Below are 16,876 nucleotides of genomic sequence, written 5' to 3' on the forward strand. Positions count from 1 at the left end.
GTCGTGCCAATCCGATTTTATGCGCCCCGCGATGCGTTCAAGCCTTGAAACAAGGGCTTTTCTTATTGCGCGTTCCGGGTAATCACCGATACGAAAAATAATGCGCTTGCGCATCCGTCATTTGAATTGATGCGCGCGCATGCATTTTCGTGCGTTTGTCTCGTCTCATGTCTCACGAGAATTCTCAAAATGAGACACATCGAATGCCGGACCGGCTTGCCGCGCGACGTCGCGCTAACTCACACAACCTTTGCGAACGCCATCGCTTCAGCGCCTTCAGCGCCTTCAGCGGCCGCGCGGCGCACCTCGCGATGCATCTGGTACAGAAGCTGCTTGACGCCCTCCCCGATCAACCCCACGAGCGAGGAACTTCACATGCAGGCTGCGTCCGCAACACTCCCGCAACTCCTTCCGCAGACCCAGGCGTTCATCGAACGCGCGCCGACGATGTTGATCGGCGATGGCTGGGTGCACGCCGCCAGCGGCGCGACGCTGCCCGTCTATAACCCCGCCACCGGCACGCATCTCGCCGATGTGCCGAAGTCCGGCGCAGAAGACGTGGACCGCGCCGTGCAGGCAGCGCGGCGCGCCTTCGACGATTCGGCATGGAGCCGCATGCGCCCGCGCGAACGCCAGAATCTGCTGTGGCGTTTCGCCGATCTGATCGAGCGCGACGCGCAGATGCTCGCCGAACTCGAATGCCTGAACAACGGCAAGAGCGCAGCCGTGGCGCGCGTGATGGACGTGCAACTGGGTATCGACTTCCTGCGCTATATGGCGGGTTTCGCGACCAAGATCGAAGGCTCGACCGTCGAAGTATCCGCGCCGCTGATGCCCGATGCGCATCTGCACGGCTTCACGCGCCGCGAGGCGGTGGGCGTGGTGGGCGCAATCGTGGCGTGGAATTTTCCGCTGCTGCTCGCGTGCTGGAAGCTCGGCCCGGCGCTGGCGACGGGTTGCACCGTGGTTCTCAAGCCTGCGGACGAAACGCCCCTTTCAGCGCTCAAGCTCGCCGAACTTGCGCTCGAAGCGGGCTATCCGCCGGGCGTATTCAACGTGGTGACGGGCACGGGTGCTGAGGCGGGTGCTGCACTTTCGCATCACCCCGATGTCGACAAGCTCACCTTCACCGGCTCGACCGAAGTGGGCAAGCTGATCGGCAAGGCGGCAATGGAGTCGATGACGCGCATCACGCTCGAACTCGGCGGCAAGTCGCCGACCATCGTGCTCGACGACGCCGACCCCGTGGCCGCCGCGCAAGGCGCCGCCACTGCCATCTTCTTCAACCAGGGCCAGGTGTGCTGCGCGGGCTCGCGCCTTTATGTGCAGCGCAAGCATTTCGACAACGTGGTCGGCGACATCGCCTCGATCGCCAACGGCATGAAGCTGGGCAATGGACTCGACCCGGCCACGGAGATGGGGCCGCTCATCTCGCTCAAGCAACAGCAGCGCGTGTATGGCTATATCGAACGCGGCCGTGCGGCGGGTGTGCAGATCGCTTGCGGCGGCGAGCAGTTTGGCCCGGGCTACTTCGTCAAGCCCACGGTCATTGTCGATGTCGAACAGAAGAGCCCGCTGGTGCAGGAGGAAATCTTCGGGCCGGTGCTGGTGGCCATTCCCTTCGACACCATCGACGATGCGTTGCGGCTCGCCAACGACACGCGCTATGGACTGGGCGCGAGCATCTGGACCAACAACCTGAGCGCCGCACATCGCATGATCCCGAAGATCCGCTCGGGCTCGGTGTGGGTGAACTGCCATAGCGCGCTCGATCCCGCGCTGCCTTTCGGCGGCTATCGCATGTCGGGCCTTGGCCGCGAAATGGGCGCGGCCGCCATCGAGCATTACACCGAAATCAAATCCGTGCTGATGAACGTCTGAAGCGCCTGCAACACAGGCCGCGCGCCCGGAAAATGGCGCGCGGCATTTTATTCCGTGGTTTCCTCACACTACACCGTCATAAAAACGCCATGCCATTCAAGCCGGATTCGATCCATCCATCGCGCCGTACTTTTCTGATTGCATCCGCCAGCACGCTCGTTTTATTACCGCTTGCGCGTGCGGCCCAAGCTGAATCCCCGATGGTCGCCGAGACCGATCCCAATGCGCAGGCGCTCGGCTATCGTGCCGACGCCACCCATGTCGATAAAACAAAATTCGCCCGCTACGCAGCGGGCCAGGATTGCGGCAACTGCACGTTTTATCAGGGTAAATCCAGCGATTCCGCGGCGAATTGCCCACTCTTTGGCGGCAAGCGCGTAGCGGCCGCCGGTTGGTGTAACGGATATAACAAAAGAGTTTAAAAGCATCATCGTTAAAACCATTGCGCTGGCATATGTCCCGCTTATGCATCGCGGCCTGATGGAATGCGTTTTTGACCGGATGGACTTATCGCGGCAACCATGCCAGATTAGCCCTTCGATTTGCGCGGCATCGTTGAACGCGGCGCACGGGATTAACCATCGAGGTCCAGGGGGACAGCTTGCACGATTCCTTTCCTCCCATGCCGGCGCTGGCCGACCGGCAACACGCAGCTCAACTGATACGCGAGCGGCTGCGCTCGGACAGCCTCTTTCCGCAGGGCTGGCTGCGCATGGAGATCGACGCATCGTGGCGGCGTAGCCTCGCTCATGGCGTACGTTGTCACGACGACGCGCTGCTCAATCTGCATGAGTTTCTCGACCTCGGCGAATTGCGCGATGCCAACCGCATGCTGCTCGACGCCGCCGCGCCCGAACTCGAATTCCTCGCCCAGCGTTGTGGTCAGCAAGGCATCGTGATTCTCGCCAATGCGGACGCCACGATTCTTTCCGTCGAAGGCAATGCGGGCGCGCTCGCTGAACTGGGCATCGGCGATGTCTCGCCGGGCGCGACGTGGACCGAAGCCCTGCGCGGCACCAATGCGCTGGGCACTGCGCTCGTGGAAGGACGCCCGGTTGCGATCGACAGCGGCGAACATTTTCTGGGTCGCCTCGCACGCTTCTCCTGCCGTTCGCTGCCGATCGCCGATCCGCACGGCAAAACGATCGGCGTGCTCGACCTTACGCGCGACGGTCAACTGCCGCTCGCGCAGGACACGTTGTCGATGCTGGTGGGGGCAGCGGCCAGTCATATCGAAGCGCGCCTGTTCGAAGCGTTTTATCCCGAACACTTCGTGATCGCGTTTCATCCGCATCGCGCTTACCTCGACTCGACCTGGTGCGGCGTGCTCGCCATGCGTGAGGACGGCGCAATCCTCGCGGCCAGCGCGCAGGCCTGTGAGCTGCTGGGCTTCCCGCGTGCGGATCTCATCGGCCGTCAATGCGAAAGTCTGCGCGGCATGAGCTTCGCGGCGAGCGTTTCACAAACTCATACGCTCGACATTCCAGGCGTGGCGCGCGATCTCGCGCTGCGCGTGTTACGCGCGCCACGGCGCGCGACTTCGAATATCGGCTGTGGTGCCGCGCGTTATTCCGAAGCTCGCCCCGATGCGCGCGAAGCGGGTCTAGTCAAGATCGCTGGCCGTCAAAGCCGCTTGCTGCGCGCTTTGCAAATGGCGCGGCGAGGTCTGGACAACGCGCTGCCTGTGCTCGTACAAGGTGAAACGGGCACCGGCAAGGAAGTCGTCGCGCGTGCACTGCACGATGCAAGCGAACGCGCGGGCAAGCCATTTATCGCCGTGAATTGCGCCTCGATTCCCGAAGGCCTGATCGAATCCGAGCTGTTCGGCTATCGCGACGGTGCGTTCACGGGCGCACGCAAAGGCGGCATGCTCGGCCGTCTCATGCAGGCACACGGCGGTACGCTCTTTCTCGACGAAATTGGCGATATGCCGCTGGCGCTGCAGGCGCGTTTGCTGCGCGTGCTACAGGAACGCAAGGTCGCGCCGCTCGGCGCGGGCGAAGAGCAAACGATTGACATCGCCGTGATCTGCGCCACGCACCGCAGCCTCTTGACGATGGTGCGCGAAAAGAGCTTCCGCGAAGACCTTTTCTATCGCATCAATGGCGTGAGCGTGACCTTGCCGGCTCTGCGCGAACGCGACGATATCGATCTGATCGTCGCGTCGCTGCTGGAGCGTTTGAATGCACAGGACGTGCGGGTTAGCGATGAGTTATCCAAAGTATTTCGCACGCATTCGTGGCCAGGCAATATCCGCCAGCTGGAAATGGTGTTGCGCACCGCGCTTGCCGTGCGCGCCGACAACGAACAGGAGATCGGTCTCGATCATCTATGTGACGGCTTTATCGATGGCGCGTGCCCCGCTGCTGTACATCCAGCCGGACGCGGCCTGATCCGCAAGCACGAAGACGAACTGATCCGCGAGAGCCTTGCGCGCCACGACGGCAATGTCGCGGCGGCGGCGCTGTCGCTCGGCATCAGCCGCGCCACGCTCTATCGCAAGCTCAAACGGCTGCGCCCCTGAATCTCCTGCACCTATGCTGAACCTGCTGCTCCGCCTGGCGAAAACCGACGACCGCGCGCGCCTCGAAGCGTCGATGGCCTGGCTTTACGGCTTCGTGCGGCCCCATCGGCTGGCGATTGCGGGACTGCTGGGGCTCTCGGTCTGCGCATCGCTGCTCGTGCTGGTACAGCCCTGGATCACCAAGGACATGATCGATCGCGGGCTGGTAGGGCGAGATTTTTCGATGCTGTTCGTGCTCGCCGTGGCGATGATCGTTGCTGGACTAGTGGGCACTGTGCTCGGCGGCGTGAACCGATATCTGCATACGCGTCTTTCGGGCCGCGTGCTGTTTGCGCTGCGTAGCGCCGTCTACGCGCATCTGCAAAAGCTGCCGCCTTCGTTCTACGGACGGCGGCGCATTGGCGATCTGCTCTCGCGTCTGGATGGCGACGTGGCCGAAATCCAGCGCTTCGCTTTGGATGCGCTCTTTTCTGCCGTATCGAGCGTGATCGGTTTGCTTGGTTCCGTGGCGCTGCTGCTCACGCTGTCGGTCAAGCTTGCGATGCTGGTTGCAGTGCTGATTCCCTTCGAAGCGCTCTGGCTGCGCTGGATGCGCCGCAAGGTCGAGCGCGACGCGCGCGGCCTGCGTGAAAGCGCCGCCGATCTCTCCTCGTTTCTGGTCGAAACCCTGCCCGCGATGAAGTTCATCCAGGCAAGCGGCCAGCAGCACGCCGAACGCCTGCGGCTCGAACGCTTTGGCGACCGCTATATGGACCGCCTGCTCAAGCTGCAGGTGACGGAATTTTTTACGCAGTCGGTGCCGGGCCTGTTCACATCGATCTCGCGCGCCAGCGCTTTTCTGGTTGGCGGCTATTGGGTCGTGCAAGGTACGTGGCAACTGGGTGCGCTGATTGCGTTCACGACCTATCTCGGCATGGCTGTCGGTCCGGTGAAAAGCCTGCTGGGCCTCTATGTCGCGCTCCAGCGCATGACCGTCAGCCTCACGCGCGTGGTCGAGCTTCAGCACGAACCCGTTATCGTTCAGGAAGCCGAAACACCTGTCGACGCATCCAATGACAGCACCCTCGTTTTCGACGACGTCTGGTTCTCGCACGACGAGCGCGCGCATGGCGTACTGCGCGGCGCGAGCGCGGTCTTGCCCGCAGGCAGCAAGATTGCGCTTGCGGGTGCGTCGGGCGCAGGCAAATCCACGCTGATCGATCTCGTGCAGCGCTTCTACGATCCGCAGCATGGCGCACTCATGCTAGGCGGCGTCGATCTGCGCGATCTGCCGCTGGACGACCTGCGCCGTCGCGTGGCCGTGGTGAGCCAGGACATCGTGCTGTTTCGCGGCAGTCTCGCCGATAACGTGCGCTATAGCGCGCCGCACGCCAGCCGCGAGCAGATCGCGCTGGCCGTGCACGCCGCGCAGCTCGATTCGCTGGTGGCAACGCTGCCCGAAGGCCTCGACAGCCAGATTGGCGAGCGCGGCCAGCAGCTTTCTGGTGGACAGAAGCAACGCATCGCCATCGCGCGGGCGCTGTTGCAGGAACCGTCGATTCTGGTGCTCGACGAAGCCACGTCCGCGGTGGACGAAGCAACCGAGCGTGAGGTAATCGCGCAGATCGACACGCTGTTTGCCACACGCACGCGCATTCTCATCAGCCATCGGGCGAGCACGCTCGCACACGCCGATCTGCATTTCGATCTGATCGATGGCCGGCTGGTGATGCGCGAATCGCAGGGAGCCGCGCATGAACACTGAATTTCGCGTGGGTGTCGTCGATAGCGGCTATCGCGCCGATCAGGCCGCGCGCGTGCATGCGGCCACAGCTTTCGTGCTTGACGACGATATGCAGGTGCATCGGCATGATGCGATCACGGACCGGCTTGGACACGGCAGCGCCGTGCTTGAGCGCATTGCAGCCGGCGCACCCGAGGCGCGCTTCTGCGTTGCGCAAGTCTTTCGCGAGCGCGCAACCACGACGCCGTTGCAGATCGCCGAGGCCATTCGCTGGCTCGTCGCGCAGAAGGTCCGCGTCATCAATCTCAGCCTGGGCGTGCGCGCCGATCGCACGGCCCTGCGCGAGGCCTGCGCATTCGCGGTCGATGCGGGCGTGGTGATCTGCGCAGCGAGTCCCGCGCAAGGCGCGCCCGTGTTTCCATCGGGCTATCCCGACGTCGTGCGCGTGACCGGCGACGCGCGCTGCAATGCGACGCAATGGTCGTGGCTCGATAGCGCACAGGCCGAATTCGGCGCGCTGGTGCGTGGACAGGCAAGCACGCAGGCGGGCGCAAGCATCGCCACAGCAGCCTTGAGCGGACACGCCGCCGCGTGGCTCATGCGCCATCCGGACGCCGACCGCGACGCCCTGCTCGACTGGCTGCGCACGCACGCGGCCTTTATCGGCGTCGAAAGACGCACGCACGCATCATGAGCGCGCCGCGCATCGTCGTCCTTGGCGCAGGCCCGGCGGGCGCGGCTGTTGCGCGTGCGCTCGCGGGTCTGGGCTACGCCGTTCAGGTGGTGAGCGACTGGCGGCGCTTCGACGCCGTAGAAGGCATGTCGCCGCGCGTGATCGAAGGTTTGCGTCACGCGGGCCTGCATCGCGCCGCCAATGCGGTCGCGGGGCCGAGCGCCCGCACCACGCTCTGGAATGGCGTGATGCAAACGCTCAATGCGGAATATCTCGTCGACCGACGGGTGTTCGACGCCGCGCTGCGCGAGGATTTGCGTCACGCTGATGTCGAGGTGATCGAAGCCACTGTGCGCAGCGTGCAGACCGCGCCATCCGGCCACGATCTCATGATCGAAACCTGCGACGGGCCGTTGTCACTGCGCGCGGATTTTCTCGTCGAAGCCCGTGGCCGCGTGGCGCCCCTCATGCGCGACGCCACACGCGGCCCGCAAACCTTAAGCCTCCTGAACATCTGGCAAGGCGAGCGCGGCGCGGCAGCCAGCGCCGTGGAAAGCCTGCAGGATGGCTGGGCGTGGATGGCGCGCCTGCCTGACGGCCGCTGCTACTGGCAAATGACGCTGGACGTCGCGAGCGCCGAACTCCCGCAGCGCGACGAACTCCTGAGCTTCTGCGCCCGCATGCGCCAGGCGCCGCTCGCGAGCAACTTCTTCGCGCGCGACGCCGAAACGGACATGCGCCTGCACGCGCGCAGCAGCACGCCCACGCTGTGCGGACGCACGGGCGCGCGCAACTGGCTGCGCGTGGGCGACGCAGCCATGGCCGTCGATCCGCTCTCGGGCAATGGCATCTTCCAGTCGCTTTCGTCGGCGCTCCAGGCACCGGCCGTGATTCATACGCTGCTCAGTTGCCCCGAACGCGCGACGCTCGCGCTGCGCTTTCACCAGCAGCGTATCGAGCAGCTTTTCAAGCGCTTCGCGCGCACCGGGCGCGACTTCTACGCGCTCGAACAACGCTGGGCCGCGCGACCGTTCTGGGAAGCGCGCCGACTCTGGCCCGACGATGCGCCGTTGCACGTCCGCGCCGATTTCAGCCAGCTCAATATCGAACGCGCCCCCGTGATCGACGGCAATCTGATCGCCGAAGCCGATGTGGTGGTGAGCCCGGATCAGCCGCTTGGCGTCTGGCACCTGCAGGGCGTGCCGCTTGCGCCGATTGTCGAGGCCCTGCGCAAGCAGCCCGCCGAACAGGTGCTGCGCGCGCTCGATGCGGATCAGGCGCGGCTCGTTCGTCACTGGCTCGACGCGCACGGTTATTCGCCGGCGCAGGCCTGACGCTGCTGAAAAACGCTCATCCGGAAACGTAGCGTCATCACGTTTTCATACATTCCGCCGCCTCACCGTTGCATCGGACAGCTTCGCATCATCGCTTCGCGTTCCTCCCTATACTCGGTCGCGTGTTCGAGGTGCCGCGCGCGGCGCGTCGCTCACGATCCATTCCGTTTTGCCTCACCCACCGGATGCCACATCCCAGGCGGCACGCCCGCCGCGTGCGCACCGTGACATCCGTCCCCCTGCGTGATTCCCCTTCAGCCCCAACCAGGAGCGCTTCAGATGAGCACGTTCACCACCCGCGATGGCACGTCGATCTATTACAAGGATTGGGGCAGCGGCCGCCCCGTTGTCTTCAGCCACGGCTGGCCCCTGTCCGCCGACGCCTGGGATGCGCAGATGCTCTTTCTGCTGCAGAAAGGCTTCCGCGTGATCGCGCACGACCGACGCGGCCACGGCCGCTCGGAGCAACCGGCCAAGGGCAACGACATGAACACCTGGGCCGACGATCTGGCCGAACTGCTCGACAAGCTCGACGTCAAGGACGCCACGCTGGTCGGCCACTCGACGGGCGGCGGCGAAGTCGCGCGCTATATCGGCCGCCACGGCACGAAACGCGTGTCGGGCGCGGTGCTGATCGGCGCGGTGCCGCCCATCATGATCAAGAGCGAGCAGAACCCCGGCGGCCTGCCGAAGGAAGTGTTCGACAACATCCGCAAGGGTGTGGTGGATAACCGCTCGCAATTCTTCAAGGATCTGGCCGTGCCGTTCTACGGCTTCAACCGCAGCGGCGCGCAGGTTTCGCAGGGCACGATCGACTCGTTCTGGCAGCAGGGCATGTGGGGCGGCGTACTCGCGCTGTACGAGTGCGTGCACGAGTTCTCGGAAGTCGATTACACCGAAGACCTCAAGAAGTTCGACGTGCCCACGCTGATCCTGCACGGCGACGACGATCAGATCGTGCCGATCGACGATGCGGGCAAGCTCTCCGCGAAGATCGTCAAGAACGCCACGCTCAAGATTTATCCGGGCGCGCCGCACGGCATGTGCACGACCGAAGCCGACAAGGTCAATGCGGATCTTCTGGAGTTCCTGAACCGCAAGTAAGAACGCCCCCGCTCACCCTCGACCGGCCCCCGGCCGGTCAGTTTTGCGGATTCCCCGACGCGCCTGGTGGCACCCGATATCCCACTAAACCACCAGGAAATGCGAGCGCTCCCCGACCTCGAATCGCCCCTGCCCGGCAATAAATTCTTCTATAAGAGTGGCCGATTGCCCCGCGGTTGAGCAAGGGTCTTCACCAGCTTGACAAACAATGAAGGGTACGAAACTTAAAACATCTGCCACGGGGCCAGATTGCTGGTTTCGACCTGAAAGCCTTTATGTAACAGGGCTTTGGCGCGATAACGTTTTCAGCGCGCAGCCGGGCAATCATGGCCAGCACGACGATTTTGCAGGCGAATGACGCCGCGCAACGCGATTCCACGATATGAAATACATGTCGATCTCCGCCCCGGCCTGGCGGAAATTGAGGCAAAATCCAGGTGTTTCGCCGACTGCGCGCAGCCGGTGGTGTTACCACCTCGTTTAACGATCCCGCCAAGAAGCCGATGAGCACCCAACCCACCATCATCTACACCCTGACCGATGAAGCGCCGCTGCTTGCCACCAGCGCGTTTCTGCCGATCATCCGCACTTTCGCTGCGCCGGCCGGCGTGAACGTCGAGACCAGCGATATCTCCGTGGCGGGCCGCATTCTCGGTGAATTCCCCGAATTCCTGACCGAAGAACAACGCGTGCCGGACAACCTGGCTGAGCTGGGCCGTCTCACGCAGCTGCCGGAAACGAACATCATCAAGCTGCCGAACATCAGCGCATCGGTGCCGCAGCTCGTCGCCGCGATCAAGGAACTCCAGGGCAAGGGCTACAAGATCCCCGATTTCCCGGAAGATCCGAAGACCGACGAAGAAAAGGCTATCCAGAAGCGCTATTCGAAGTGCCTGGGCTCGGCTGTGAACCCGGTCCTGCGTGAAGGCAACTCGGACCGCCGCGCGCCGCTGGCCGTCAAGAACTACGCGAAGAAGCACCCGCACAGCATGGGCGAGTGGAGCATGGCTTCGCGCACCCACGTCGCGCACATGAAGCACGGCGACTTCTACCACGGTGAAAAGTCGATCACGAACACCACGGACCGCGAAGTCCGCATGGAACTCGTGACGAAGAGCGGCGAAACCATCGTCCTCAAGCCGAAGGTCAAGCTGCAAGCCGGCGAAATCGTCGACAGCATGTTCATGAGCAAGAAGGCCCTGCTGGCTTTCTACGAAGACCAGATGGAAGACGCGCGCAAGACCGGCGTCATGCTGTCGCTGCACGTCAAGGCGACCATGATGAAGGTTTCGCACCCGATCGTGTTCGGCCACGCCGTGCGCACGTTCTATAAGGACGCTTTCGCGAAGCACGCCAAGCTGTTCGAACAACTGGGCGTGAACGTCAACAACGGCCTCGTCGATCTCTACACGAAGATCGAAACGCTGCCGGAATCGCAGCGCGAAGAAGTCATCCGCGACATGCACGCGTGCCACGAGCACCGTCCGGCGCTGGCGATGGTCGATTCGGCCAAGGGCATCTCGAACCTGCACGCACCGAACGACGTGATCGTCGACGCATCGATGCCGGCCATGATCCGCGCAGGCGGCAAGATGTGGGGCGCCGATGGCCGCCCGGCCGACACGAAGTGCCTGATTCCGGAAAGCACGTTCGCGCGCATCTACCAGGAAATCATCAACTTCTGCAAGACCAACGGCGCATTCGACCCGAAGACCATGGGCACGGTGCCGAACGTCGGCCTGATGGCGCAGAAGGCTGAAGAGTACGGTTCGCACGACAAGACCTACGAAATCCCGCAAGACGGCACGGCCCGCATCGTTGACAACGCAACCAACGAAGTGCTGGACGCGCTCACGCAGGAAGTCGAGCAAGGCGACATCTGGCGTATGTGCCTCGTGAAGGACGCGCCGATCCGCGACTGGGTCAAGCTCGCCGTCACGCGCGCAAAGAACTCGAACACGCCGGCCGTGTTCTGGCTCGACCCGTACCGTCCGCACGAAAACGAAGTGATCAAGAAGGTTGAGGAATACCTGAAGGATTACGACACGAGCGGCCTGGACATCCAGATCATGTCGCAAGTGCGCGCGATGCGTTACACGCTCGAACGCGTGATCCGCGGTCTGGACACGATCTCGGTCACCGGCAACATCCTGCGCGACTACCTGACCGACCTGTTCCCGATCATGGAACTGGGCACGTCGGCGAAGATGCTGTCGATCGTTCCGCTGATGGCCGGCGGCGGCATGTACGAAACGGGCGCAGGCGGTTCGGCTCCGAAGCACGTGCAGCAACTGGTTCAGGAAGACCACCTGCGCTGGGATTCGCTGGGCGAATTCCTCGCGCTGGCTGTCTCGCTGGAAGACCTCGGCATCAAGACGAACAACGCGCGCGCCAAGCTGCTCGCGAAGACGCTCGACGCCGCCACCGGCAAGCTGCTCGACAACAACAAGGGCCCGTCGCCGAAGACCGGCGAGCTGGACAACCGCGGCAGCCAGTTCTATCTGTCGATGTACTGGGCGCAAGAGCTGGCCGCACAGAAGGACGACGCGGAACTCGCAGCGCACTTCGCGCCGCTCGCCAAGGCACTGGCCGAAAGCGAGCAGAAGATCGTTGGCGAACTGGCTGCGGTTCAGGGCAAGCCGGTCGACATCGGCGGCTACTACAAGCCGGACTTCGCGAAGCTGGCTGAAGTGATGCGCCCGAGCGCCACGTTCAACGCTGCGCTGGAAGCGGCTGCGAAGTAAGCGATGGAATCCGCCCCCGTGCGTTGCGCGGGGGACGTGCTCCACAAATGAATCGAGCCTCCCTTGGGAGGCTCGATTTTTTTACGTCGATGTTTTATTGCGGCTTCAGTCGCGGATCAACGCGCCCGCTTGCGCCGCACACCCCAGACGATCGCCGCCAGCACCAGCAGCGATACCGCAAAACCAACGCCGACCGGCCATGCGTCGGTCACTGGAATGGCGCCGCCCTTGCGCAGTTGCGCGACGCGCTCAGCGCTCACCGTCACATCCGGATTGCCGTATTGCTTCATCACGAATGTGGCAAGCGCGGCAATCTGCTCATCGTTGAGATCGTCGGCGAAACCTGGCATCTGGCGCTCGCTACCCTGCGTTTCGATATGCAGGCCACCGAGCATTACCATGACCAGATTGTCCGCGTTATCGTGGCCCAATACCGAGTTGTGCGTGAGTGCGGGGAACGCATGATCAGCCGTGCCGTCGCCATGTGATTGATGGCAGCTTGCACAGTTCGCGCTATAGAGTTGCGCACCTGACGTCAGCGAAACATAGCCAGGTCCCGGGCTATTGAAGCCAATGCCGGGGTTCTGTGCGCGCAATGCGGGCTCGTAGTCCTGACCGCTCCCCTCGTAGCTATAGGCTGGCACCTTATCATCAGGATTGCGAACAGCTTGTGCGTCCTTGAGATACGTTGCAATCGCCATCAGATCGGTATCGCTCAGATACTGCGTGCTGCGCCCCACCACTTCGGCCATATCGCCCGCTGCTTGGGCCTTCCCTGCCACCGCGCCGGTGCGCAGGTACTGCACGAGTTCTTCGTGCGACCAGCCGCCGATGCCGCTGACAGGGTCCGACGTGATGTTAGGCGCGCGCCACGCGCCCACGCTCCCGCCCGACAAGCCAAGGCTGCGCTTCTCGCCCATCGCGAAGTTGCGCGGTGTATGGCACGCATCGCAATGCCCAAGCGTCTGCACCAGATACTGTCCGCGGTTCCATGCCTCGCTCTTGCCGCTGACCGGAGCACCCGATGCATCGCCCGCGAACAGCAGATTCCAGCCGCCCATCAGCCAGCGCTGATTAAAGGGAAATGCGAGGTGCGTGGCGGGCGGCGCAGCGTCCACAGGCTGAACGCCGTGCATGAAGTACGCGTATAGCGCTTTCACGTCTTCGTCGCTGATGCCCGCATAGGACGTGTAGGGCATGGCGGGATAGAGATGCGTGCCATCGGCGCGCACGCCCTCGCGCAGTGCCCGCGCAAACTCCGCTTCGCTATAGCTGCCGATACCGTCGGACTTCGACGGAGAAATATTGCTCGAATAAATCGTGCCGAACGGCGATTCGACTGCTAAACCGCCGCCCATCAGCTTGCCACCCGGCGCGGTATGGCACGCCGCACAATCGCCGGCTGCGGCCAGATACTGGCCTCGCGCGACAAGCTCAGCCGAAGGCGAATCCGTTGCGCTCGCAACGGCATGCACCACACCGGCCTGGCACGCCATCGCCACACATGCCGAGCTAACCAGCGTTTTTAAAAACGATACTTTCGTCGTCATCTGCATGTCCTCAACCGTGCGCGAGTTCGGCCTTCACCGTGTCCGCCACACGCAGGCTGATCGATGCGATCGTGAGCGTCGGGTTGGCCGTGCCCGTGGTCACGAACACCGCGCTCGACGCAACATACAGATTCTTCAGTTCGTGCGAGCGGCATTGCGCGTCCACCACCGAAGTATTCGGATCGTTGCCCATCAACGCACCGCCGGCCGGATGATCTTCGGCCGAGAATTTGTAGGGGTTGGCCGGGTCCGGGATATAAAGCACGTCGGTGCCGCCCATGCCCGCGATGAGCGGCTCATAGAGCTCCTTCACGGTCCGCACGGCGCTACGGCGCGTGTAGTCGTCGATCGAGTAGTGCACGCTCGGGAAGTTGATGCCGAGCATGTCCTTCTTGCCCGAAAGCGTGAGCCGGTTTTCTGCATTCGGCACCACCGCGTGGTGCGAAGAAATTTCGATCCTGCGCGACACGCCATGACGAATCGCGTCGTCCAGCGGCTTGCCCACCAACCCCTTCTTCAGCGCCGCGACGGTGACCTGCGCGGTCATGTTCATCTCGTCGACACGATGGATCGACGCGGCCATGTCGCTACGCCATGCGCCGTCGCGCCAGGTGTCGATCGCGGCGTTGTGCTGTGGCCCCTGACCCATCCAGACCGGATCCTTGCAGGTGAACTGCACTTCGGTGCCCGCGTGTTCCATCATGTAGCGGCCGACCTGATCGGTTTTATTCGAAATGCCGTTGGGGTTCTTGTCGTCCTTCGAAAACAACATCAGCTTGACGGTTTCAATGTTGTGCGCGGCGAGAATGAACTTCTTGCCCGTCACGCGGAAACTCTCCTTGTTCGGGTTGTAGAAGTGAACCGCCACCACTTCATTGTTGGCCGGATTGGTTTCGATCCGGTACACCACCGCGTTTTCCATCACGCGCGCGCCGGCCTTTTCCGCCTTGACGACGGTTTCCATGGCGTTGTACATCGCGCCAACCGGGCAGATCGGCATGCAGTTGTTGTTGCCCGCACAGGCGGGGCGACCTTCGTACGGCCGCGTATTGCGCGCTTCCGGTTCATGCACCACGCGGCATTTCGTGTACTTGCGAACCGCCTCGTCGACCATGCGGCTCGTGTAGGTCCAAGGCATCCGGTCCATCGGATATTTTTTCTTGCGCGGCGACCCCAGGTACTCCTGATCAGCACCGTTCAACGGATCTGGTCCGCATACGCCCCAGATCGCTTCCGTGCGGTAGTAATACGGTTCGAGATCGTCATAGCCGATGGGCCAGTCGCGGCCCACGCCGTAGAGCGAATGGAGCCTGAAGTCATTCGGCAGGTGTCGCCAGGCGCAGCCAGCCCAGTGCCAGGTGGTGCCGCCCACCAGGCGCAGATAGTCGGTCTGGTAGGCATCGCCGTCCGGCCCGCTCACCTGGAGGTAATCCTGGATCGATCCGTCCGTGTTGTAAAAGGTCGGTGCAAGCGCCCACGGCTTGGGCGGATAAGGCGTCGTCAGGGCGCGCGTGGTGACCGGCGCGTTGCGAAAGTTCTCGACGATCTCACCACGCGTAACGCGCGGCCCCGCATCGAGCACGAGCACCGACAAGCCGCTGCTCGCCAGTTCGAGAGCCGCAATGCTGCCGGCCGCGCCCGCGCCGACGATCACGACGTCCGCAGAAAGCGATGAGTTATTCACGGGGAACGTATTTCCAGGAAGGTTATTCTAGATATGATTCGTTATACCAATTATGTTTGAGAGCGCTCCGGATCGAAGCGGCTCTCAACAGACAGGGCATTACGCGGATGGCAGGTTGTTCGATGCAGCCCAGTACAAGGGCGCGCCGCGCGTATAGCTGGGCGGGCTGAGCACATCGTCAACGCTACGGAACATCAGCGCCGACTCGTAGGCGTAGGTCCGGTCGCCCACCACGCCCAGATACCACGCCGATACGATGCTGTTCAGCGTGGCGCGCAGCGCCAGTTGCGCATCGCGGTCAAGATCGGCGGCAAGCGTTTCGACCGTGAAATCGGGCTTGCCCGACATCCGCCTGGCCAGCGCGAGAAGATTCGCATCGAAGGCGGGATCGCTATGACGGAGCGCGACGTAAAGCGCGTCTGCGGTCACGATATTCACGGCTTTGGTGGAAACGAGTTTCGATACCTGCATAAACAGGCTCTTCGCCGTATCGCTGCCCGCAACAGCAGCGCTTGAGGCGGCTTGCGCAAGCGCGCCGCCCGTCAGTTCGACGACGGCGAGCGATAGCGTTGCCAGAATGAATCTACGTCGATCAATCTGGGCAGGCGATCGCTCGTCGCCGGTGTGTAAAGCATTCATGTGCGATAAAACCTGAAGGGCCGGAATCAGCCCTGAACGGAATAGCCGCCGTCGACCGGAATCGCGGTGCCGGTGATGAAGTCGCAGGCACTGGAGCACAGCGCGACGGCAATGCCCGCGAGATCGTCGGGTCGTCCCCAGCGCGCCTGCGGCGTGCGCGAGAGAATCCCCGCTTCGAGATCGGGGAACAGTTTCTTGGCTTCCGCCGTCAGTTCGGTTTCGATCCAGCCCGGCAGCAGCGTATTGACCTGAATATTGTGCGGCGCCCATTCCACGGCCAGCGCGCGGCCAAGCTGGACGATGCCGCCTTTGCTCGCCGCATAGGCCGTGCCATACGTCGTGCCGAACAACGAGAGCATCGAACCAATATTGAGAATCTTGCCGCCCTTCGCACGGCCGAACGCCGGAAAAACCGCTTGCGCGCAATAGAACGCGCTGCTCAGATTCGTATCCATGATCTGGTGCCATTCTTCGTGGGCATAGTCCTGACCATGGCGGCGGATATTCATCCCGGCATTGTTCACGAGCACGTCGACGCGACCAAAGCGCTGTTCGACTTCGGCCACCATGCGCTTGCACTGCTCGCCCGCCGAAATATCGGCCTTGACGTAAATGGCAGCGTCGCCCGCGCCCAGTTTTTCGAGCGCCTTTGCGCCTCGCTCTTCGTCACGACCAATGAGTGCGACGCGCGCTCCGGCTTGCAGAAAACCCTTCGCAATGCCAAAGCCAATACCGCTGGTTCCACCCGTAACGATTGCTACCTTGCCTGCAAGATCGAACATGAACGCGACTCCCTGCAATTTGAGGAGGCGTGATTATAAGAGTCGCCTATGTATGCCCGATCAAGTCTGGATCACAACGTTTTTGCAGGTGAAGCATTCGATTTTCTCCTGGCTCGGTGCCAGCAATTAGATGCGCCTCGACCACGCAGTGTCTCAAGGCCTTGCTGCGCCGAAGGCCCGGCCATCAGGCCGCTTATTCTTTCAAATCAATTACCTTTAAATCCTGTTTATTTCTGTG

12 protein-coding genes are annotated in these 16,876 nt (G+C 62.7%); 8 read left to right on the forward strand and 4 right to left on the reverse strand.

Annotated elements, in window-relative coordinates:
- The first annotated feature begins 375 nt into the window (after positions 1-375).
- The 8 genes from F3J17_RS16285 (at position 376) to F3J17_RS16320 (ending at position 11,983) form a co-directional block, all read left to right on the forward strand.
- Entirely contained in the window at positions 376-1,881 is a 1,506-nt protein-coding gene (locus F3J17_RS16285) for an aldehyde dehydrogenase family protein (RefSeq protein WP_167060406.1), read from the forward strand.
- A 110-nt stretch (positions 1,882-1,991) separates the two neighbouring features.
- A complete protein-coding gene (locus tag F3J17_RS16290) occupies positions 1,992-2,303 on the forward strand; it encodes a high-potential iron-sulfur protein (RefSeq protein ID WP_345891210.1) in 312 nt (103 codons plus the stop codon).
- 179 nt (positions 2,304-2,482) lie between these two features.
- Positions 2,483-4,405: a sigma-54-dependent Fis family transcriptional regulator gene (locus F3J17_RS16295; RefSeq protein WP_240161002.1), complete on the forward strand. Its 1,923-nt coding sequence runs from the start codon at positions 2,483-2,485 to the stop codon at positions 4,403-4,405.
- Positions 4,406-4,418: 13 nt separating this feature from the next.
- Positions 4,419-6,149: an ABC transporter ATP-binding protein gene (locus F3J17_RS16300; protein WP_167060409.1), complete on the forward strand. Its 1,731-nt coding sequence runs from the start codon at positions 4,419-4,421 to the stop codon at positions 6,147-6,149.
- Positions 6,139-6,822, forward strand: coding sequence for a S8 family serine peptidase (locus tag F3J17_RS16305; protein ID WP_167060412.1), 684 nt, complete (start codon positions 6,139-6,141; stop codon positions 6,820-6,822). Before F3J17_RS16300 ends, F3J17_RS16305 begins: the two co-directional genes overlap by 11 nt.
- Complete coding sequence (locus tag F3J17_RS16310; RefSeq protein ID WP_167060415.1) at positions 6,819-8,135, forward strand: tryptophan 7-halogenase; 1,317 nt, start codon at positions 6,819-6,821, stop codon at positions 8,133-8,135. The genes F3J17_RS16305 and F3J17_RS16310 overlap by 4 nt, the downstream gene beginning before the upstream one ends.
- A gap of 279 nt (positions 8,136-8,414) precedes the next feature.
- Positions 8,415-9,239 (forward strand): alpha/beta hydrolase, encoded by an 825-nt coding sequence (locus F3J17_RS16315; protein ID WP_167060417.1) that lies wholly within the window; start codon positions 8,415-8,417, stop codon positions 9,237-9,239.
- A 503-nt stretch (positions 9,240-9,742) separates the two neighbouring features.
- Entirely contained in the window at positions 9,743-11,983 is a 2,241-nt protein-coding gene (locus F3J17_RS16320) for an NADP-dependent isocitrate dehydrogenase (protein ID WP_167060420.1), read from the forward strand.
- Positions 11,984-12,099: 116 nt separating this feature from the next.
- Here the strand turns inward: F3J17_RS16320 and F3J17_RS16325 are convergent, their stop codons facing one another.
- From F3J17_RS16325 to F3J17_RS16340, 4 genes are all read right to left on the reverse strand, one after another.
- Positions 12,100-13,533, reverse strand: coding sequence for a cytochrome c (locus F3J17_RS16325; RefSeq protein ID WP_205194810.1), 1,434 nt, complete (start codon positions 13,531-13,533; stop codon positions 12,100-12,102).
- Positions 13,534-13,543: 10 nt separating this feature from the next.
- Positions 13,544-15,217 (reverse strand): GMC family oxidoreductase, encoded by a 1,674-nt coding sequence (locus F3J17_RS36595; RefSeq protein WP_167060423.1) that lies wholly within the window; start codon positions 15,215-15,217, stop codon positions 13,544-13,546.
- Between the two features lie 99 nt (positions 15,218-15,316).
- On the reverse strand, positions 15,317-15,856 hold the full coding sequence (locus F3J17_RS16335) for a sugar dehydrogenase complex small subunit (RefSeq protein ID WP_167060426.1): 540 nt from the start codon (positions 15,854-15,856) through the stop codon (positions 15,317-15,319).
- A 26-nt stretch (positions 15,857-15,882) separates the two neighbouring features.
- Positions 15,883-16,638, reverse strand: a complete 756-nt coding sequence (locus F3J17_RS16340; RefSeq protein ID WP_167060429.1) for a glucose 1-dehydrogenase — start codon at positions 16,636-16,638, stop codon at positions 15,883-15,885.
- Positions 16,639-16,876: the final 238 nt, after the last annotated feature.

It is taken from the genome of Burkholderia sp. Ax-1719 (assembly GCF_011753055.1).
GTDB lineage: Bacteria > Pseudomonadota > Gammaproteobacteria > Burkholderiales > Burkholderiaceae > Paraburkholderia.

Excerpts from the sequence above, each read along its gene's own strand:
- F3J17_RS16285 (WP_167060406.1), top strand. The coding sequence starts at position 376 with ATGCAGGCTGCGTCCGCAACACTCCCGCAACTCCTTCCGCAGACCCAG.
- F3J17_RS16300 (WP_167060409.1), top strand. The coding sequence starts at position 4,419 with ATGCTGAACCTGCTGCTCCGCCTGGCGAAAACCGACGACCGCGCGCGC.
- F3J17_RS16305 (WP_167060412.1), top strand. The coding sequence starts at position 6,139 with ATGAACACTGAATTTCGCGTGGGTGTCGTCGATAGCGGCTATCGCGCC.
- F3J17_RS16310 (WP_167060415.1), top strand. The coding sequence starts at position 6,819 with ATGAGCGCGCCGCGCATCGTCGTCCTTGGCGCAGGCCCGGCGGGCGCG.
- F3J17_RS16315 (WP_167060417.1), top strand. The coding sequence starts at position 8,415 with ATGAGCACGTTCACCACCCGCGATGGCACGTCGATCTATTACAAGGAT.
- F3J17_RS16320 (WP_167060420.1), top strand. The coding sequence starts at position 9,743 with ATGAGCACCCAACCCACCATCATCTACACCCTGACCGATGAAGCGCCG.
- F3J17_RS16325 (WP_205194810.1), bottom strand. The coding sequence starts at position 13,533 with ATGACGACGAAAGTATCGTTTTTAAAAACGCTGGTTAGCTCGGCATGT.
- F3J17_RS16335 (WP_167060426.1), bottom strand. The coding sequence starts at position 15,856 with ATGAATGCTTTACACACCGGCGACGAGCGATCGCCTGCCCAGATTGAT.
- F3J17_RS16340 (WP_167060429.1), bottom strand. The coding sequence starts at position 16,638 with ATGTTCGATCTTGCAGGCAAGGTAGCAATCGTTACGGGTGGAACCAGC.